Origin of the sequence: Nostoc sp. 'Peltigera membranacea cyanobiont' 213 (assembly GCF_002245975.1) — a bacterium.
Classification (GTDB): Bacteria; Cyanobacteriota; Cyanobacteriia; order Cyanobacteriales; family Nostocaceae; genus Nostoc.
Genome location: NZ_NOLI01000059.1, coordinates 24065 through 44572, shown reverse-complemented (window position 1 = coordinate 44572; position 20508 = coordinate 24065). Strand labels below are relative to the sequence as shown.

The 20508-nt window shown below is 43.8% G+C and carries 12 protein-coding genes; 10 read left to right on the top strand and 2 right to left on the bottom strand.

Annotated elements, in window-relative coordinates; all coding sequences use genetic code 11:
• Window positions 1-63: 63 nt before the first annotated feature.
• The 7 genes from CDG77_RS17510 (at window position 64) to efeB (ending at window position 9169) form a co-directional block, all read left to right on the top strand.
• Complete coding sequence (locus CDG77_RS17510; protein WP_094330621.1) at window positions 64-477, top strand: GPW/gp25 family protein; 414 nt, start codon at window positions 64-66, stop codon at window positions 475-477.
• A gap of 99 nt (window positions 478-576) precedes the next feature.
• On the top strand, window positions 577-2772 hold the full coding sequence (locus CDG77_RS17505) for a putative baseplate assembly protein (protein WP_094330620.1): 2196 nt from the start codon (window positions 577-579) through the stop codon (window positions 2770-2772).
• An 86-nt stretch (window positions 2773-2858) separates the two neighbouring features.
• On the top strand, window positions 2859-3887 hold the full coding sequence (locus CDG77_RS17500) for a phage tail protein (RefSeq protein ID WP_094330619.1): 1029 nt from the start codon (window positions 2859-2861) through the stop codon (window positions 3885-3887).
• Window positions 3888-4028: 141 nt separating this feature from the next.
• Window positions 4029-5228: a DUF4159 domain-containing protein gene (locus CDG77_RS17495; RefSeq protein WP_094330618.1), complete on the top strand. Its 1200-nt coding sequence runs from the start codon at window positions 4029-4031 to the stop codon at window positions 5226-5228.
• 584 nt (window positions 5229-5812) lie between these two features.
• Window positions 5813-6646 (top strand): iron uptake transporter permease EfeU, encoded by an 834-nt coding sequence (gene efeU, locus CDG77_RS17490; RefSeq protein ID WP_094330617.1) that lies wholly within the window; start codon window positions 5813-5815, stop codon window positions 6644-6646.
• 31 nt (window positions 6647-6677) lie between these two features.
• Window positions 6678-7868 carry an iron uptake system protein EfeO gene (gene efeO, locus CDG77_RS17485; RefSeq protein ID WP_094330616.1) on the top strand — a complete coding sequence of 397 codons (1191 nt, stop codon included), beginning with the start codon at window positions 6678-6680 and terminating at the stop codon, window positions 7866-7868.
• A gap of 29 nt (window positions 7869-7897) precedes the next feature.
• Window positions 7898-9169 carry an iron uptake transporter deferrochelatase/peroxidase subunit gene (efeB, locus tag CDG77_RS17480; RefSeq protein ID WP_094330615.1) on the top strand — a complete coding sequence of 424 codons (1272 nt, stop codon included), beginning with the start codon at window positions 7898-7900 and terminating at the stop codon, window positions 9167-9169.
• An 8-nt stretch (window positions 9170-9177) separates the two neighbouring features.
• Here the strand turns inward: efeB and recN are convergent, their stop codons facing one another.
• The gene (gene recN, locus CDG77_RS17475; protein WP_094330614.1) at window positions 9178-10926 is read right to left on the bottom strand and encodes a DNA repair protein RecN; all 1749 of its coding nucleotides are present in this window, start codon (window positions 10924-10926) and stop codon (window positions 9178-9180) included.
• A gap of 280 nt (window positions 10927-11206) precedes the next feature.
• On the opposite strand from recN, the gene CDG77_RS17470 reads away from it, so the two are divergent.
• Window positions 11207-13198: an ABC1 kinase family protein gene (locus tag CDG77_RS17470; protein ID WP_094330613.1), complete on the top strand. Its 1992-nt coding sequence runs from the start codon at window positions 11207-11209 to the stop codon at window positions 13196-13198.
• 31 nt (window positions 13199-13229) lie between these two features.
• Here the strand turns inward: CDG77_RS17470 and cysC are convergent, their stop codons facing one another.
• The gene (cysC, locus tag CDG77_RS17465; protein WP_094330612.1) at window positions 13230-13784 is read right to left on the bottom strand and encodes an adenylyl-sulfate kinase; all 555 of its coding nucleotides are present in this window, start codon (window positions 13782-13784) and stop codon (window positions 13230-13232) included.
• Between the two features lie 792 nt (window positions 13785-14576).
• Here cysC and CDG77_RS17460 point away from each other — a divergent pair.
• Window positions 14577-15686 (top strand): TIGR03032 family protein, encoded by a 1110-nt coding sequence (locus CDG77_RS17460; RefSeq protein WP_094330611.1) that lies wholly within the window; start codon window positions 14577-14579, stop codon window positions 15684-15686.
• Window positions 15687-15751: 65 nt separating this feature from the next.
• Window positions 15752-20488 carry a beta strand repeat-containing protein gene (locus CDG77_RS17455; protein WP_094330610.1) on the top strand — a complete coding sequence of 1579 codons (4737 nt, stop codon included), beginning with the start codon at window positions 15752-15754 and terminating at the stop codon, window positions 20486-20488.
• The last annotated feature ends 20 nt before the right edge of the window (window positions 20489-20508 follow it).

Genomic DNA, 20508 nt, shown 5'->3' with positions numbered 1-20508 from the left:
GCTTAAACCCTTTGTGCCGATATCTTTGAAGATATCCATGTAACAGCTGTCTAAGTGCCAGATATGGTTTATGGTCGCGAACGAGCCTATTTGGGAACAGGTTGGGCTTATCCACTGCATTTAAGCGTGCAAGGTGGGATACAACTTAGCCGTGAAGATCAAAAAGTTAAAGAATCTATTTGGATTATCCTCCGCACGGGAGTAGGTGAGCGGGTTTATCGACCTACCTTTGGTTCGCGCTTGTCAGAACTGGCGTTTGCACCTTTAAATAGCGAAACCTTACTGCGAATCCGTCTTTATGTTTTGGAAGCTTTAGAAGTTTGGGAACCACGCATTACTATCGATGAAGTTGTCACCGATCCTGACCCTGTGCGTGGCAGAGTGGACATCATCATCAATTATCGACTTAAAGACGGCCCCGATATTTATAGTTTTGTTTATCCTTATTACTTGGTTTCAGCTGGGGAGGAATCGTGATACGAATTAAAAATTAAAAATTAAAAATTGAAAATTAAGAAAGCTCAATTTCATCTGGGTTTCCAGGCTTGTATCTGTCACATTCTTTTTTAAATTGGTATGAACTTTGATTTTTTACCGAAATTACCTTCTTCCAACTTAGACGATCGCGCCTTCGATGATTTGGTGGAAGAATGTATTATGCGTATTCCTCGCTACTGTCCCGAATGGACAGACCACAACCTCAGCGACCCAGGAATTACGCTCATTGAGTTATTTGCTTGGTTAACTGACCAAATGTTGCTCAGATTTAACCAAGTACCCCGAAAAAATTATGTCGCTTTCCTAGAATTACTGGGTATTCGTCTCCAGCCTCCCGCCCCAGCCCGCACGGAATTAACTTTTTATTTAAGCGCTGCATTACCCGAAGCCTACACGATTCCAGCCGGATTAGAAGCCTCAACTATCCGCACTGAAACTACAGAAGCGATTACTTTTAGTACAGATGCTGCTCTAATTATCGGCAACCCCCGCATCCAACACTTCTTAACTGCCCAAACTACCGAAGATATTCCCCAATCTCTGCGCGAAAGAGTCACAACTTCCTGGACTCGTCAATCTAACGGTTTCTGGACAGGTAACGAACAACCGATTTTTGAAGAGGAACCCCAGCCTGGTAACTGTTTTTATTTAGCAATTAATTCTGACGACCCTTTAGATGCTAATGTTTTAGAAATTATTTTCCAAGGGGCTGCGGCTACTCCTGCTGGAATTAATCCCAATCAACCGCCCCGCAAGTGGGAAGCCTGGGATGGAGAAAATTGGCAAGCAGTTTTATTGCAAGAGTCGGATGATAAAACTCGCGGTTTCAGTTTTTATGAAATGGCCCAACAGGGTGGAAACCCGTCTCAAGGTGCAGAGGTACGTTTACATTTACCTCAAGTTTGGCCTGTGGCTAATTTTACCTCTTACCGAGGTCGCTGGTTGCGCTGTAGCTTTATTAGTAAAGAAAATGAATCTGGTTACAATCGTCCGCCAAGAATTATTGGTTTAGCAGCGCGGTCAATTGGCGGTACTGTTAGGGCTAGTCACAGTACGCTGATTCTAGATGAGCGATTGGGAATTAGTGACGGCACACCCGGTCAGAGTTTCCAATTACAAACAGCGCCAATTTTAGAACGCCGAGAAAATGAATATATTTTAGTTACTCCCAGTGGTGGTTTGCCTCAGCAGTGGACTGAGGTGAGAGATTTTGCTGATTCTGGGCCGCATAATTTCCATTACACCATCGATTCCATCACTGGTACAATCCAGTTTGGGCCGCTGATTCGGGAACCTAGCCAACTTAAACAACAAACACAGGTGCGATCGCGAATTCAAGAACCATCGCTAGATAACACATCTGTACAAGTTCTAGAAAATAACCAGTCCGAACACCAATATGGGGCGATTCCTCCCCGTGGCTCAGAAATTAGGATGGTTACTTATCGTACAGGTGGCGGTAGGGAAGGTAATGTGCAAACTGGGGCAATCCAGTTTTTGAAGTCTGCATATCCATACATTGCTAGTGTGGTCAATCGTATACCAGCAATTAATGGAGCAGATGCCGAATCGCTAGAGCAGGCTGTAATGAAGGCTCCCCGCATCCTCCGTACACGCGATCGCGCCGTCACTGCCGAAGATTTTGAAGTTTTGACTCAACAAGCGGGTGCTGGTGCGATCGCCCGCGTCCGGTGTTTGTCAGCAAATTCTCGTAGACAAGCTGGTATAGTTAGTTTACTTGTAGTTCCTTATGCAAATACAGATGCGATCGCGCAAGGTAATGGCATAACACCAGAAGAGTTTAATCTGAGTAACGCCCTTCAAGAGCAAATTTTGAGTTACTTAGATGAAAGACGGTTATTAGGGGTACAAATAGAATTACAAGAGCCGAATTACGTAGGTGTTTCGGTACAGACAGAAGTTGCTTTAGAGCCAGCATACAACAACCCTTTTGCCAGCGAAGAAATTCGTCGGAATTTAAGGGTATTACTGTATAAATATTTAAATCCATTAACTGGAGGAATGGACGGCAAAGGTTGGCCATTTGGACGACCCGTTTATACATCCGATATTGTTGCATTACTACAACAAACCCCAGGCGTGCGTCATTTAGGCCCCGTCCTGCTATTTCCCATCCGCAAGCAAGGAGAAAATTGGCGACGACAACCATCACCAGAACAACTAATTGACCCAGGATCGGAAGGTTTAATATGTTCTTGGGCTGATACCAATCTACGTTCAAATCACGACATTCAAATAATTCGTAATTCGTAATTCGTAATTCGTAATTCGTAATTCGTAATTTGTCATTTGTCATTCTCCCCCCAGTCCCTAATCCCTAATCCCCAATCCCCAACCCTATGGTTCAAAGTCGCTCTAGTCCGGCTGTAAGCATTCAATTAACGCCAATGCAAATACCCGAAGCTTTACCTGTGGCGGGTTTAGGATTTACAAACGCGGATATTGATATAGGTGGACGTACTTTACTTTTGCATCCTGGACATCCCAGCGAGATGATTGTGCAAGTGCAAAACTTAGAACAACGTCCTTTGCGGGTAAGCTTAAGCGTTGACGGAAACTTTCCGTCCCAGTGGTGTCAAATTGGCACAGAAGGTAGTGAAATACCACCTCGCGGACAAATGGATGCTGTTCTTTACTTCTCAATTCCCGACACATTTTTTGAAGACCAAGAAGCAATTTCCCCAGGAAAAAAAGACAAACTAACACTCAATTTTCGCAGCCTAATTACTTTACATATAGACTCAGGCACGGACAACGAACAAATCGAGAGAAGCGAGTATTTCGATTTATATATCCGTCCCTACACCGCCTACATGGAATTCTTGCCAATTTTATATCGAGAAGTCGATTTTATAGGTCGCTTCATGAAAATATTTGAGCAAGCTTTTCAACCAATCGTTGATAGTTACAACGTTATGTGGGCAAACCTCGATCCCTTGACAGCACCGCAAGCATTACTACCCTTTATGGCTCATTGGGTTGCTTGGCAAGTAGATTCCGTTTGGGATCTCCAGCAACAACGGCGTTTAATTCGTCGGGCTGTAGAACTATATCGCTGGCGGGGAACTCGTAAAGGATTACGTCTTTATTTACATCTCTATACTGGTTTACCACTCGACGAAGATTTACCTAATGAAGCTGATAAACATATCAGTATCACAGAACCTTTCGGTCCAAGTTTCATTATCGGAGATGCCCAATTAGGAAATGCAGTTTTAGCAGGTGGTCAACCATATCATTTTATAGTACGTTTGCGTTCAAATATTTCTAGTGGCATCATTAACGAGCAACTTATCCAAAGAATCATAGAACAAGAAAAACCTGCTTTTTGTACATACGAATTATCTATTGAAAATCCTTCTAATTAAATAATTTTAAATTAAATTGTAGGGTGTGTTGTCGCTTTAGCGTAACGCACCATCGATAATTAAAGGTGCGTTAGCCTTTGGCATAACACACCCTACATCTACTTTTAATCCAAAATCTAAAATCTAAAAACCAAAATTGCTATGTCCCATCCTTTCCCACCCCCACCAATCAAATCCCTTGAACGCCTACAAGCCGCAGACGGATTACTAATCAATGCAGAACGCTGGCGCACAGCCCATGATTACCACAGAAATCGGCAAAATGCTCAATATCAAAGTTTAAACCAACCAGGAATTGTTTGCGGTTTAGGCGTTCGAGATGTGACAGCCCCTAGCCTTGTAGAAGCTAGATATCGAGATGGACGTTGGGTACAAATTCAACCTGGTATTGCAATTGATTTAGCCGGTAATCTAATTGTTGTACCGACTTCTTATGACTTTCCTATTGATATAGAAGTAGTAAGTTCTGAACCACTCATGATCTACTTAGTAGTTAGCTATGTAGATCCTGATGAATTGCGGCGCGGACAGCAAAGAGATATTGTTCAAGAAACCTATCGAATTGACCAAAGAAACTCCATACCAGCCAGTTCAGAAATAGAAATATGCCGCATACTTCTGCAACCAGGAAATACTGAAATTACCCAACCTGCGGATGCTTTCTTTCCTGGATATAACAATATTGATTTGCGTTATCGTCGTCAGGCACAAATGCGTCCTCAAGCACTTGTGTGTATGGCACAGGCGACTCATAGCGATCCCGATTGTGCGCGTAATTTTTTCAGCCTTTCGTATTTGTTACAAGCAGTAGAACCCCTGTATCCCAGTTTACGAGGGTCTGATGAACCAGGTCAGGTTTCTTTAGGAGAAAATATTCAAGATTATGACTTACTTTATCTAACAGGTGGACAGGCAATTTCTTTAAATAGTCTTGAATTTGAGTCCCTCAAAAATTATTTAAATTTAGGTGGTGTGCTTCTTGTCGATGCACCAACAAATGCTAATGCTTTAATTGAGAGTACTCAAGCATTAGCACAACAGCTAGAAAGTCCTTTAAGACCTTTAGAAGAATTGCAACGGAGTCATCCTTTAAGGACAAAACCTTTTTTGTTTGCTGCCTTGCCAATGGTTAATCAACAGCAGATTAAATTGTTAATTGGTGGCGGAATTATTTTAGTAATTGGTGATTTAGCAACAGCTTGGGGACTGGATAGAGATTTGAATTTACCCAGATTGACCATTCGTACAGCCCAGGAACTTGGAATTAATATTCTTCACTATGCTTGGAAGCGGCGACAGTTGATAGGTTTGCAACAAGAAGATAATTCAGGGCAGTGGTGAAAGCCAAGTTAATAGGATGGGCATTGCTGCTAATATACAGCAGATTGCAGGTAAGTTAGGTACAAAATGCAGGACTCACGCATCAAATATAAAGAGTTTCTATGTCCTGTCTTCTACCTCGAAACCCGTAGCTTTGTACTTCATGCAAAGAAATACTGCTGTATAAGCTGTTCCACATTTAAATTGCATAATTAGGGCGGGCAAGATGCCCACCCCACAAGAGTTATAAAAATTTTAGATATGCAAACTAGATGTGGTTTAGCTTATTACACCTACGACATCTTTATTAAACCAACCGCGTACTACTAGGTCGAAGCACGCTAGGCACAACGTCCCGCAGAGAAGGCGGTTCAATAATTTTCATAAATCAAATAGGATTCCTATAGTTGTTCGTGGTTGTAGGAATTCTTTTATAGATTGACAGAATTTCCAGTCTGTAATGTTTGACAGACTGGAAATTCAACGAGAAATTTATGCTTCTAGGATTTTAGAGATTTTTTAACTTGCAGTTGTATACAAATCTTCTCAAGTAAGTTATTATTCTCATGATGATTTGATAGTAATTATAACTAATAAGGTTATCCATGCTTTTTCCCTTCTTGATCATGTTCCGAGAGGGCGTTGAAGCTGCACTTGTCGTGGGGATCATTGCCAGTTATCTCAAGCAAACTGGACGTACCCATTTGATGAAGTCAGTGTGGGTTGGCATTGCACTAGCGACTTTTTTTTGTCTAGTAGCTGCAATTATTTTGCAAGTAACTAGCCAGGATTTTCCACAACAAGAACAAGAATTATTTGCAGCAGTAATTTCCATCGTCGCAGTTGCGGTTCTCACCTGGATGGTTTTTTGGATGCGCCGTGCTGCTCGTTCTATGAAAGGCGAGTTACAGTCTCAAATTGAAACAGCCATTCAGTCAGGGGATAAATGGGGTACAGCATTGGTGGGAATGGCATTTTTTGCTGTGCTGCGAGAAGGTTTGGAAACAGTAGTGTTTCTACTGGCAACATTCCAGCAAAATTTGGGAATTCAAGCTCCAATGGGAGCATTATTTGGATATGCAGCAGCAGTAGCCGTAGGTATAGGTATTTACCAAGGTGGTATTCGCATCAATCTGCGGCGATTTTTTAAATGGACAGGAGCCTTTATTATCTTGGTTGCTGCTGGACTCTTAGCAAGTGGGGTGAGAGCTTTCCATGAAGCTGGGGTGTGGAATTTACTGCAAACAGTGGTATTTGATGCTAGTGGAGTAATTCCTAATAATGGGTTTATAGGTTCACTTTTGGCGGGATTTTTTGGGTATAACGATGCCCCGACGGTGAGCGAGGCGATCGCCTATTGTGGTTATCTAATTCCTACCATGTTGCTGTTCTTCTTGGGGGATAACGCTGGACAGAAGCCTACAGCAAGACATTCTTAGTACTTCAATAATTTTTAGGAGAAATAAAACAATGAAAAATTTTTTAAAGCACTCAACAATTATCTGTCTGATTGCCTTGACAGTAGCGGCCTGTGAATCGAATAAATCAAATGATACTTCCGGGAGTAATTCTCCAGAAGCGAAAGTAGCTAGCGATACTTCTACTAACAATTCTGCCGAAACTGCCTTGACTGTGACAGATAAAGGTTGCGAACCCAATCAGCTGACGGTAGCATCTGGGCAAAACAGCTTTGTGCTTACCAATAAAAGCAGCCAACCTTTGGAGTGGGAGATTTTGTCTGGGGTGAAAGTCATTGAGGAACGGGAAAATATTGCTCCTGGCTTCGTTCAAAAACTCAAAACCAATCTAGAACCAGGTGAATATGATATGGCTTGCGGTTTACGCAGCAATCCCAAAGGGAAAATCACTGTCAAAGCAGGAGTTGGAGATTCTCAAGCCAAAGGGACTATAGATCGAGGTAAATTAGTAGGTGCGATCGCAGAGTATAAAGTCTACGTCACCAAAGAAGTTGACCAACTGGTGGCAGACAACAAGACCTTCACCGATGCCGTGATTGCTGGCGACCTTCCTAAAGCCCAGAAACTTTATGCCTCTACCCATGTTCACTGGGAACGTGCAGAACCGATAGCTGAATTATTCTCCGACCTCGATAAAACGATGGATTCCCGTGCCGATGACTTTGCAAAAAAAGAGGCTGACCCGCAATTCACTGGATACCATCGCATAGAGAAAGCTTTATTCCAGGACAAAACGACAAAAGGGATGAAACCTTTTGCCGAAAAGCTACAGAAAGATGGACTGGAATTACAAAAGCGCATTGCTACCTTGACCATTGAACCGAAAAATATGGTTGGCGGTGCTGCTGGGTTGATTGAAGAAGTGGCTGCTACCAAAATTTCTGGAGAAGAAGACCGTTACAGCCATACTGACCTGTGGGACTTCAGCGCTAACGTCGAGGGTTCCCAAAAAATTGTGGAGTTATTGCGCCCCGTCATTCAAAAAGCCAACCCAGATTTACTAGCGCGTGTGGATGCTAACTTTACCAAAGTTAATCAAGGACTTGCTAAGTATAAAACCCCTGATGGTGGTTTTGCTACCTACGACAAAGTAAGCGAAACAGACAAGAAAGATATGAAAACAGCGATCGCTGCTCTTTCGGAAGATTTGTCTCAACTGCGCGGCACTCTAGGCGTGAACTAATTTATCAATAATTCCCAGAGGAGTAAACTATGTCTAGTTCAGAGCAACCAAGTTTACGCATTACTCCCCGAATCAGCCGTCGTGACTTGCTCATTGGGATGGCGGCAGCCGGTGGAGTAGCAGCTTTGACCAGTTTGGGTTATCGCACTTTTTCGGAAAGTGCTGAAGACCCATCGGAAGAGACTGTGCCATTTTTTGGTATTCACCAAGCAGGTATTATTACCCCTGTGCCGGCTTCTGCCTTGATGGTGGCATTTGACACAACAGCTAAAACCAAAGCGGATTTAGTACGATTGTTTCAAACCTTGAGCGATCGCATTCAGTTTCTCATGGCAGGGGGAACACCCAAGCTCCGCGACCCCAAATTTCCACCCAATGATTCGGGAATTCTTGGGTCTGTAGTGGTTCCTGATAACCTCACCATCACCCTAGCAGTGGGGGATTCGCTTTTCGTCGATAACCGTTTTGGACTTGGCAAATTAAAACCCAAGCGGTTAAGCACCATGCCAGGTTTTTCCAATGACCAACTTGACCCGGATTTGTGTCATGGGGATATACTGCTGCAATTTTGTGCCAACACAGAAGAAGCGAATATCCACGCTTTGCGGGATATTATCAAGAATCTGCCTGACTTGATAACTCTGCGTTGGCAAATAGAGGGTTTTCTACCACCCAATACTCATAAAAAGCTTGGCAAAACCACAGTGCGTAACCTACTTGGTTTCAAAGATGGTACAGCAAATCTAGATGCTAGCGATGAAAAATTGATGAACCGGATTGTCTGGGTAGAGCCAAAAAGTGGCGAACCAGCTTGGACAGCAGGGGGAAGCTATCAAGTAGTGCGGGTAATCCGCAACTTAGTCGAACGCTGGGATCGGACACCACTACAGGAGCAACAGACAATTATTGGCCGCAGTAAGGATTCTGGCGCACCCTTGGGGATGAACCACGAGAAAGATATTCCTAATTATGCTCAAGATCCCAAAGGTCAACAAATCCCCCTAGATGCCCATATCCGCCTTGCTAATCCCCGAAAATCAGAATTGGGTTTGATTCTGCGGCGTGGTTTCAACTATTCACGCGGCTTTGACAAATCTGGACATTTAGATATGGGTTTGTTGTTTGTCTGTTTTCAGGCTGATTTAGAAAAGGGCTTTGTGACGGTGCAAAATCGCTTAAGTGGGGAACCTTTGGAGGAGTATATTCGCCCTATTGGTGGTGGATATTTCTTTGCTTTACCTGGTGTCAAAGCTGAAGGAGGTTATCTCGGTCAATCATTACTAGAAGCATCAACGGTGTAAATTTATGTTTAATTTTTAATTTTTTGACGGTGGTTAGCAGCTTGCAATAACAGAGATTCGGCAAAAGCGATCGCATCACTTGCTGATTTACCACCAGCTAACTGTGCTAATTCTTCCCGGCGAGTAGTTAAATTATCCAAGGTAGTAACTCTCACAACAGTACGCTGTTCAGCGTTGCCATTGTTAGCTTTTTTACCTTTACCTTGATTAATCGTTTGCTTATCTACCCGGAAATGGCGATCGGCCATTGCTGCAACTAAAGGCTGGTGGGTAACACACAATACTTGGTTGCGTTGACTTAACTGGTGTAATTTTTCTGCGATCGCTTGGGCGACTCTTCCCGAAACGCCGACATCAATTTCATCAAATACCATTGTCCCAGCCACATCAACTTGAGAAAAACAAGCTTTCAGCGCCAATAAAAAGCGGCTCATTTCCCCACCAGAAGCAACTTCCGTTAAAGGTTGCAGTGGTTCTCCAGGATTGGAACTAAATGTAAAAGTAATTTTATCTGCTCCCATAGCAGTGGGGAAAGCAGGCATTATCTCAACCAGAAACTTTACCTTTTCCATCGCTAAAGGCTTGAGTTCAGCTATCAAACGTGATTCTAAATTAGCAGCCGCCTTACTCCGCAGTTGAGTTAACTGATTAGTTGCTTGGGTAAGTTTTTCAAAACACGCCTTTTCTTGCTGTTCTAGCTTTTCAATTGATTGTTCGCTATCGTTAAGTTCGCCTAGCTCCCCTTGGATGCGTTGGTAATAAGCGATCGCTTCTGTAAGTGTCGGCCCATATTTGCGACAAATTTGCTTTAATTCCTGAATCCGTTCTTCCACCTCTTCCAATCGCTGCGGATCGGCTTCCAAACCATCCCCATAAGCATTAATCTGTCTTCCCACTTCCATTACCGCAGCTTGCGCGTCTCGCACCAACTCCAACAAGTGTTGTAGTTGGGTATCATACTCCACCATGTCATTTAATATCGCTTCACTGTCTCCCAACAAATCTGCGGCGGCAGGAGTTTCACGATCGTTTTGATACAAAGCCTCATAGACCTTGTAACTCATCTGTTGCAAATCGACGACATGATTCAGGCGTTCCCGTTCTTGTCCCAACTGTTCCAACTCATTCGGTTCGCACAGATTAGCTGCTCCCAATTCCTGCACTTGATAAGCGAGTAAATCAAGTTGTTGTAATCTTTCCCGTTCCGATGTCCGGCGTTTTTCTAGTGCTAAATGCGCCTGTTGGTAAGTAGTGAAACTCGTGGCGACTTTATGGCGTTGCTGCATTAGAGAGTCGCCACCATATAAATCCAGCCAGTCGCGGACTTGGGCAGATTGTCCTACTTGTACAGTTTGACCTTGGGCTGTGATTTCCACCAAGCGATCGCGCATTCCTCCCATAATCTGCCGATTTACCAACACACCATTTACCCGCGATCGGCTGCGGATATTACTAGCAGTAGCTGTGATTTCTCGGCTAATGACTACGGAATTTTCATCAAGCAAATCTATTTCTTGTTCGGTCAACCAAGCGGCTAAGGGGGCATTTGAGGTGAAAGTCGCTTCTACCATTGCGCGACTCGTCCCCGTGCGAATCACTCGACTAGAGACTTTACCGCCTAAAGCGGCATCAATGGCATCCAAAATAATCGATTTTCCAGCGCCGGTTTCACCTGTAAGCACATTTAGTCCAGCGCCAAATTCCAATTCCAGTTGGTCGATTAGGGCAAAGTTTTCAATTCGCAGACAAAGCAACATCAAGCCAAATTCTCCACAAGGGCAGATGCCGGATACTTCTAATTTACAGGACAATAGGTATGATATTTCAGCAACTAGCAATACCTAATACTATTGAACTAGTATGACCGTTTAACTGTAACAAAACTTTGGGCATTGGGAATGGGGAAGAAGCAAGGGAGCAGGGAGCAGGGAGATTAGTTTTCCCCTCCGCTCTTTTCAATTCCCAATGCCCAATTCCCAATTCGTAAAGAAATTGTTACAATCCTTAATGTGATCGTTCTGACTGGTGGCCTTCTTCATGATTGTTAAGACACTTCCCCCTAGTTCCCGACCGATTCAGGAGGACAGTCGCAACGGCACAGATAGCCGAGGCGAACTGGACGTTATAGATATAGTGCCAGAAGAAAATGGTACATCAAGCTTAGTTGTACGTTCGCCAAGACTCTTAGCTGCCCAAAAGGTGAGGACATCTGCTCAACCTGAGACGCTTTACGATCCTGTGAGCATAGCGGCGCACTACCAAAATAGACCCCTGCAAGTTTTACGGCGGATTTTCGCCGTGTTGGGGCCGACTTTCTCCTTTGTTTTTGGGTTGTGGTCGGACAGTAAACGGGGAATTGTCGTCAAAAATGACCGCCGCCGAGCCACTCAGCTACGAGAATTGCTGACCAAACTGGGGCCTGCTTACATCAAAATTGGACAAGCTTTGTCCACCAGACCAGATTTAGTTCCTACCGTATTCTTAGAAGAATTAACTAAACTACAAGACCAATTACCACCTTTTCCTAACGAACTTGCTTACCAGTTTATCCAGGAAGAACTAGGCGCACCTCCAGAAGAGGTTTACGCCGAACTCTCCGCCCAGCCAATTGCTGCGGCTTCCTTGGGACAAGTCTATAAAGGTAAGCTAAAAACAGGTGAAGAAGTCGCGGTAAAAGTCCAACGTCCTGACTTAAGAGAGCGGATCGCTATTGACTTGTATATCTTGCGTAAACTTGCCGCTTGGGTGCAGAAAAAGGTCAAACGGGTAAGAAGTGACTTAGTTGGGATTCTTGATGAATTAGGCGATCGCATCTTTGAAGAGATGGACTATATTCATGAAGGTGAAAATGCTGAAAGATTTTTCGAGTTATACGGTCATATAAAAGACATCTACGTACCGAAAATCTACTGGGAATATACCAATCGTCGCGTCTTGACGATGGAATGGATTAACGGTATTAAATTAACCCAGACAGAAGAAATTAGCGCCCAAGGCATAGATGCTCGTTATCTAATTGAAGTGGGTGTCCAGTGTTCCCTGCGCCAACTCCTAGAACATGGATTTTTCCACGCCGATCCCCACCCTGGTAATTTATTAGCAACACCAGATGGCAAATTAGCTTATCTCGACTTCGGAATGATGAGCGAGATTAAGCCACCACAGCGTTATGGTTTAATTGAAGCGATCGTTCACGTCGTCAATCGGGACTTTGAAGGGTTAGCAAAAGACTACGTTAAATTAGACTTCTTATCACCAGAAACCGATTTAACACCGATTATCCCAGCTTTTGCTAGAGTCTTTGCAGATGCCCAAGGAGCCAGCGTTGCCGACCTTAACATTAAAAGCATCACCGATGAACTATCGGCTTTGATGTATGAGTATCCTTTCCGCGTACCGCCTTACTACGCCTTAATTATTCGTTCCCTCGTTACCCTCGAAGGGATTGCAATATTTATAGATCCCAACTTTAAAGTCCTCAGCGAAGCTTATCCTTACGTTTCCAAACGCCTGTTAACAGATCCAGCACCGCAATTAAGAGCATCATTGCAAGATTTGCTATTTAAAGATGGGAGATTTCGCTGGAATCGCTTAGAGAACTTGTTACGTAATGCGCGTAATAGTCAAGACTACGACTTCAACTTAGTACTGAATCAAGGGATAGAATTTTTATCATCTGAACGCGGTGCTTTTATTCGTGACAAGCTAGTAGATGAATCTGTTAGCGGACTCGATGCTTTAGGTAAAAATGTTTTGCATAACTTTACCTCATTGTTGCGCGAACGTGTTGGTTTGACAGCAGTTAATGAAACTCCAGCAGCAACAGTTGAGCAACAACAAACTTTAGAGCATATTAAACGTATATTAGGTATTCTCCAAGAAACACAAGGCTTTGATCCAATACAATTTGCGCCCAAAGTTGCCCAGTTATTGGTAAATTCAGATGTACAACGTTTAGGTCAACAAATTGCCAGCCGCTTTACACAAAAAGCTGTAGCTAGGATGATTCGGCAATTATTAGCATCCTAGTAAGAGTTATGAGTTAAAAACTTTCTTTAACTCATAATTTATTCACATTAGGAACTATATAACCCAACTCTTCCAGCTTTTCTAAAACCTTAGTTGCACTTTGGATAACACTTTCTTGGTTAGTCTTGCATTCAACTTCAGGATGAAGTGGTATTTCATACGGATCGTCAATACCAGTGAAGTGCTTAATCTCCCCGGATCTAGCTTTTTTATATAAGCCTTTTACATCTCGCTGTTCACAAACTTCTAATGATGCATTGACGTAAACTTCAATGAAATATGGAATATTTTGGCGCACTTCTTCTCGAATTTCGCGGTAAGGAGAAATGGTCGAAACCAATACAATTACATTATTTCTGGCAAGAAGATGAGCCACAAAGCCAATGCGCCGAATATTCTCTTCTCGATCTTCTTTACTGAAACCCAACCCTTTACATAGATTCTGACGCACCGCATCGCCATCCAGAACTTCAACTCTATATCCCTGTATCCGCAGTTCCTTCTCCACAAATTGACAGATAGTAGTTTTCCCTGCACCACTGAGACCAGTGAACCATACTGTCACACCATACTCTTCTTGTCTCATCCTACCTCCGCAGTACACTTCAAATAGCACACCCAAAAAAAGCTTTTTTGGGTAATTTCAGCTTAAATAACAATTTTCTTTATAATCCTTTTTTAGTAGGGATTTCAGACATTGCTTAGTACTTCTTGTAGTATTTATTACTTTTGTCCTCACTAATTTCAAGCTTATTTATCGCACTTCTACGGATCTCGGCTCAATACCTAATATAGCAGTTGGCAATGTCACACCTACGAACTTTTTCAAGTTTAATGCTTCTCGACATAACAAGAAAACTGCTGAGGCGGGCTGCGAATTATTAAAGTTTTGAACAAGTTTTATGTTCAGTAAAAATACAGATTTTATTTAAAGAAATAGTCTTTATTATGACAATGTAATGCTAAATAAAATTTACCACTAAGAAATTATAAAAAAACTAAGTTCAAAATGTTTACAAAGATTAAATCCAGTGCAGCTTTATAGCGGCGTGACTTGTTGTCTGGGGGCGATTTAGGTGTGTTCCTAGTACAGGCTTGTTTATTAACAATTATGACACGCTTAGTAGTCTATGAAGCCAAGTTTGCTGAGTGAGATACTTCTTAAACATCTTTTTTTCCTCTGACTCTGTGTTCTCTGTGCCTCTGTGGTTGATTCCCCTTCAAAATTCACCTTACCTATTCTGTGTCATTAGTTTTTCACGATTCATAGTGAGCGATAAATTGCTCAATTTTAAGGGCTAGAGCCACTGACTCTTTTTTTGTATTCAACTAAATCCAAATTTCCCCAACAAAATTTGAAATTTAATTCAACTTATTTATGTTAGCCACCTCTACCACTACCAGTACTGCCCCAGAAGAGAATAACTTCATTCAGTGTGATGCCGATCGCGGATTTATCTCCTGGCTAAGTCAAGCAGGAGGCTCAGTTGCCATCACCACCTACCAAGCCGGGAAACTAGCAGTTGTGGGCTGGAATGGACAACAGATTACCATGCTGTTACGCCAATTTTCTAAACCAATGGGGTTAGCAGTTCATGGTTCCCGTCTGGCACTGGCAAGCCATCACGAAGTCTGTTTGTTAGCCAATGCGCCCGCATTAGCTTATGAGTTTTTAGAAGACCAGCCCGGACGCTACGATGCCCTCTACCTACCACGGATGGCATACTTCACAGGCGACTTGAACATTCACGACCTAGAATTTGGCAGAGAAGGACTATGGATTGTCAATACCCGCTTTTCCTGTCTCTCTGCCTTGAGTCCAGACTTTAGCTTTGTACCGCGCTGGCATCCCAAATTTATTTCCCAAGTAGTACCAGAAGACCGCTGCCACCTGAATGGATTGGCGATGGTGGATGGCAACCCCAAGTATGTGACTGCCCTTGGTGCGACAGATACCGTCGGTGGATGGCGACCAGGTAAAGCCAACGGTGGGGTCGTTGTGGAAGTAGAGAGCAATGAAATTATTGTAGATGGATTATCAATGCCCCATTCCCCAATCTGGCATGACGGGTTTTTGTGGCTACTCAACTCTGGTGCTGGGGAAATATGGCGCATTCATCCAGAATCAGGCGACAAACAGGTAGTCTGTGTACTCCCTGGATTTCTGCGGGGGTTGTGCTGCGTGGGATATTACGCCCTAGTGGGACTATGCCAGATTCGGGAACGGCATATTTTTGGGGGGTTGCCCATTGCCCAACGCTTTGAGCAGTTGCTATGTGGTGTGGCAGTAGTGGATTTACGAAATGGGCAGCAGGTAGGGATGCTGAAATTCACCGCAGGCTGTCAAGAGCTTTATGATGTGCAGTTTCTTGCTGGTGTACAGCGTCCGATGGTTTTAAACCAGGAACGAAAAGAAATCCGCCAAGCATTTACTGCACCAGAGTTGAACTACTGGCTGCGACCGAGTGCAGTGATTCCTAATGATTAAAGAGTCTGCTTAATCAGAGCGTAATTCTTGAAATCAAACTTTTAGTTTTTTTCAGAGGTTTTTTCATGACTGAATTCCAAGTTAATACTTATACAGCTGCCAATCAATCCAACTCCACAGTAGCGATAGATACAAATGGGGACTTTGTCATTTCCTGGCAAAGCGATGGTCAAGACGGTTTTGGTTATGGGATATACGCCCAACGCTACAACAATGATGGGGTGGAACAAGGAGAGCAATTCAAAGTCAATACTACCATCAGCAAGAATCAAAAGAACCCCATAATAGCGATGGGTACAGGGGGTGACTTTGTCATTTCCTGGCAAAGCGATGGTCAAGACGGTTCTGGCTATGGGATATATGCCCAACGCTACAATAGTTCCGGGGTAGCTCAAGGGCAAGAATTTCAGGTCAATACCTACATCAACGGCGATCAAAATAACCCCACAATAGCGATGGATGCAGGGGGTGACTTTGTCATTTCCTGGCAAAGCTATGGTCAAGACGATTCTGGCTATGGGATATATGCCCAACGCTACAATAGTTCTGGGGTGCCTCAAGGGCAAGAATTTCAGGTCAATACTCATACCCCCGGCTATCAAAATAACCCCACCGTAGCGATGGATGGAAATGGGGACTTTATCATATCCTGGAGTAGCTATCAGGATGGGGATGGTTATGGGATATATGCCCAACGCTACAATAGTTCCGGGGTAGCTCAAGGGCAAGAATTTCAGGTCAATATTTACACCGCTAATAATCAACGTAATCCCACAGTAGCGATAGATACAGATGGTAACTTTGTTATTTCCTGGCAAAGCTCTCTTCAGGATGGAGATGGTGAAGGAATATATGCCCAGCGCTACAACAGTGCTGGGGTGGCTCAAGGGAGTCAATTTAAGGTCAATACCAACACCACTAATAATCAAAGTAACCCCACCATAACTATGGATACAGGGGGGAACTTTATCATTTCCTGGCAAAGCTCTCTTCAGGATGGAGATGGTGAAGGAATATATGCCCAACGCTACAACAGTGCTGGGGTGGCTCAAGGGGGTGAATTTAAGGTCAATACCAACACCACTAATAATCAAAGTAACCCCACAGTAGCAATGAATGCAGGCGGTGACTTTGTCATCTCCTGGACTAGTAGCAATGGTCAAGATGGTTCTGGCAATGGGATATACGCTCAACTAAACAACAACACTGGGGCTGCCCCGACAATCACCTCTGGTTCTGCCTCTGCCCTGTCATACACCGAAAACGCCACTACAACCATCGACTCAGCTATCACTGTCAACGATATAGACTCCCCCAATCTGGCTAGTGCCTCTGTCAGCATTAGCAGTGGTTTCGCTTCTACTCAAGACATTCTTGCCTTCACCAACCAAAATGGGATTACGGGCAGCTACAACGGCAGCACAGGCATCTTAACCTTAACTGGCAGTTCCAGCGTTGCTAATTATCAAACAGCACTGCGTTCCATTACTTATACCAACAGCAGCGACAACCCCAGTACTACACCTCGTACCGTCAGCTTTATAGTTAATGATGGGATTACTAATAGTACTGCCCTCACCCGCAACATTAATATTACGGCGGTGAATGATGTACCCGTTGCAACTGGCACTAACGCTGCCCTGACATACACCGAGAAAGCCACTACAGTTATTGACTCAGGCATCACCGTCAGCGATGTAGACTCCGCTAACCTAGTTAGTGCCAGCGTCAGCATTAGCAGTGGTTTCGTTTCTGCTCAAGACGTTCTCGCCTTCACCAACCAAAATGGGATTACGGGGAACTATAACAGCAATACAGGTGTCTTAACCTTAACAGGTAGTTCCAGCCTTGCTAATTATCAAAACGCACTGCGTTCCATTACTTATACCAACAGCAGTGATAACCCCAGTACCACAACTCGTACTGTCAGCTTTATCGTTAATGATGGGACTGCTAATAGTGCCACAGTTAACCGCAATATTAATATTACGGCAGTTAATAATGCACCCGTTGCTACTGCCACCAATTCTGCCCTAGTATACACTGAGAATGCTACTACACCTATTGACTCAGGTATCACTGTTAGCGACGTAGATTCCCCCAACCTGGCTAGTGCCACCGTCAGCATTACCAGTGGTTTTGTCTCTGCTCAAGACACCCTCGCCTTCACCAACCAAAATGGAATTACTGGCAGCTACAACAGCAGCACAGGTGTTTTAACCTTAACTGGCAGTGCCACCGTCGCTAATTATCAAACTGCACTGCAATCTATTACTTATACCAACAGCAGCGACAACCCCAGTACTACACCTCGTACCGTCAGCTTTATCGTCAATGATGGGACTGTTAATAGTATCGGCGTTACCCGCAATATTAATATTACGGCGGTGAATGATGCTCCCGTTGCTGTTAACGACAAAATCACCACAAACAAAAACACACCCCTTATCATTAGCGCTACTAATCTGTTAAGCAATGATACAGATGTTGATATTAGTGACGTATTGAGCATTGCTAGCTTTACCCAACCTAGCCAAGGAAGCTTAGTTAACAACAACAATGGTACTTACACTTATACGCCTGGCCAAAACTATTATGGCTCTGACGGCTTTACTTACACCATAAGTGATGGGCATGGAGGCAGTAGCACTGCTACCGTCAACTTGACTATTAATGAAATCACCCCTCCGATTAATGGCACTTCAGGTGCAGATAACCTGACTGGTACGGTGAACGGCGATAGCATCTCAGGATTGCTGGGCAATGACACGCTCCAAGGATTAGGTGATAGTGACACACTCGATGGTGGTGACGGCAATGATTCCTTAGATGGTGGTACAGGAGATGACAGTCTCATTGGTGGTAAAGGCAATGACACTTATATTGTGGACAGCATCGGCGACACTATTACTGAAGGCTTAAATGCAGGCACAGATTTAGTCAAGTCTTCAGTGAGTTGGGTGTTGGGAAATAACCTAGAGAATTTGACCTTAACTGGAACCGACACAATTAATGGTACTGGTAATAGCCTTAATAATATCTTGACTGGAAATACTGCCGCTAACATCTTGAGCGGAGAAAATGGTAACGATAATCTGATTAGTGGTGCAGGGAATGACACCTTGTTGGGCGGTGCAGGTAATGACACCTTGGATGGAGGTTTAGGAGCCGATAGTCTCATTGGTGGAATCGGCAATGATATTTACATCGTAGATAATGCCGGCGATACAATTACTGAAGGCTTAAATGCAGGCACAGATTTAGTTAAGTCTTCGGTGAGTTTTGTGTTGGCAGATAACGTGGAGAACTTGACCCTGACTGGAACCGACGCAATCAATGGTACTGGTAATAGTCTTAAGAACATCCTGATTGGAAATACTGGTGCTAACATCTTGAGCGGAGGAGATGGTAACGATAGCCTCTTTGGTAGCTCAGGTAATGACACCTTGTTGGGCGGTGCAGGCGATGATACTTTGGATGGAGGTTTAGGGACTGATAGTCTCAATGGTGGAGCCGGCAATGATGTTTACACCGTAGACAACCTGAACGATACTATTACTGAAGGCTTGAATGCAGGCATAGATTTAGTTAAGTCTTCGGTGAGTTGGGTGTTGGCAGATAACGTGGAGAAGTTGACCCTGACTGGAAGCGGGGTAATTAATGGTACTGGTAACAACCTTGATAACGTACTGATTGGAAATACTGCTGCTAACATCTTGAGCGGAGGAGATGGCAATGATAGCTTAATTGGTGGTGCAGGCAATGATAGCCTAATCGGTGGTGCAGGCGATGACACCTTGGATGGAGGTGCAGGGATTGATAGTCTCAATGGTGGAGCCGGCAATGATACTTACACCATAGATAACCTGAAGGATACGATCGCTGAAGGCTTAAATGCAGGCATAGATTTAGTTAAGTCTTCGGTGAGTTGGGTGTTGGGAGATAACCTGGAGAACTTGACTCTGACTGGAAGTGCGACAATTGGTACTGGTAACAGCCTTGATAACATCCTGATTGGAAATGGTAGTGCGAACACTTTGACTGGAGGAGATGGTAAGGATAGTCTCTTTGGTAGCTCAGGTAATGACACCTTGTTAGGCGGTACAGGCGATGACACCTTGGATGGAGGTGCAGGGATTGATAGTCTCAATGGTGGAGATGGGAATGACATTTACACCGTAGACAACCTCAGCGATATCATTACTGAAGGCTTAAATGCAGGCACAGATTTAGTTAACTCTTCAGTGAGTTGGGTGTTGGGAGATAACCTGGAGAACTTGACCCTGACTGGAACCGGAGCAATCACTGGTACTGGTAACAGCCTTAATAACATCCTGACGGGAAATACTGGTGCTAACACCTTGATCGGAGGAGATGGTAACGATCGCCTCTTTGGTAATTCGGGTAATGACAGCTTAGTCGGCGGTATAGGTGATGATAGCCTCTATGGTGGAGTTGGTAAAGATACGCTGACTGGTGGAACTGGTCGAGATAGCTTATATCTGACTGATACCCGCACTGGAGGCTATGATACAATTACCGATTTTACTGGTGCTGATGATACTATCTTCATTTCTAAGGCGGAATTTGGACTGAGCCAAGCTCAGGATACAACACTCGATCAGAGCCTGTTCCGACTTGGTACGATCGCTACAATCGCAAGCGATCGCTTCATCTACAATCAAAGTACGGGTAGCTTATTCTTTGATAAAGATGGATTAGGTGGTACAGCACAAGTTCAAATAGCCCAATTCTCGAATAACGCACTGCTTGGTAGTGCAAATATTACTGTGATTGCCTAACTTTGCTAAAACGATTAACC

Bases quoted from the DNA above. Each gene is read 5' to 3' on its own strand.
- CDG77_RS17510 (WP_094330621.1), top strand. From the start codon at position 64: ATGGTTTATGGTCGCGAACGAGCCTATTTGGGAACAGGTTGGGCTTAT.
- CDG77_RS17460 (WP_094330611.1), top strand. From the start codon at position 14,577: ATGTTAGCCACCTCTACCACTACCAGTACTGCCCCAGAAGAGAATAAC.
- CDG77_RS17500 (WP_094330619.1), top strand. From the start codon at position 2,859: ATGGTTCAAAGTCGCTCTAGTCCGGCTGTAAGCATTCAATTAACGCCA.
- cysC (WP_094330612.1), bottom strand. From the start codon at position 13,784: ATGAGACAAGAAGAGTATGGTGTGACAGTATGGTTCACTGGTCTCAGT.
- efeB (WP_094330615.1), top strand. From the start codon at position 7,898: ATGTCTAGTTCAGAGCAACCAAGTTTACGCATTACTCCCCGAATCAGC.
- CDG77_RS17505 (WP_094330620.1), top strand. From the start codon at position 577: ATGAACTTTGATTTTTTACCGAAATTACCTTCTTCCAACTTAGACGAT.
- efeU (WP_094330617.1), top strand. From the start codon at position 5,813: ATGCTTTTTCCCTTCTTGATCATGTTCCGAGAGGGCGTTGAAGCTGCA.
- CDG77_RS17470 (WP_094330613.1), top strand. From the start codon at position 11,207: ATGATTGTTAAGACACTTCCCCCTAGTTCCCGACCGATTCAGGAGGAC.
- recN (WP_094330614.1), bottom strand. From the start codon at position 10,926: ATGTTGCTTTGTCTGCGAATTGAAAACTTTGCCCTAATCGACCAACTG.
- CDG77_RS17495 (WP_094330618.1), top strand. From the start codon at position 4,029: ATGTCCCATCCTTTCCCACCCCCACCAATCAAATCCCTTGAACGCCTA.
- CDG77_RS17455 (WP_094330610.1), top strand. From the start codon at position 15,752: ATGACTGAATTCCAAGTTAATACTTATACAGCTGCCAATCAATCCAAC.
- efeO (WP_094330616.1), top strand. From the start codon at position 6,678: ATGAAAAATTTTTTAAAGCACTCAACAATTATCTGTCTGATTGCCTTG.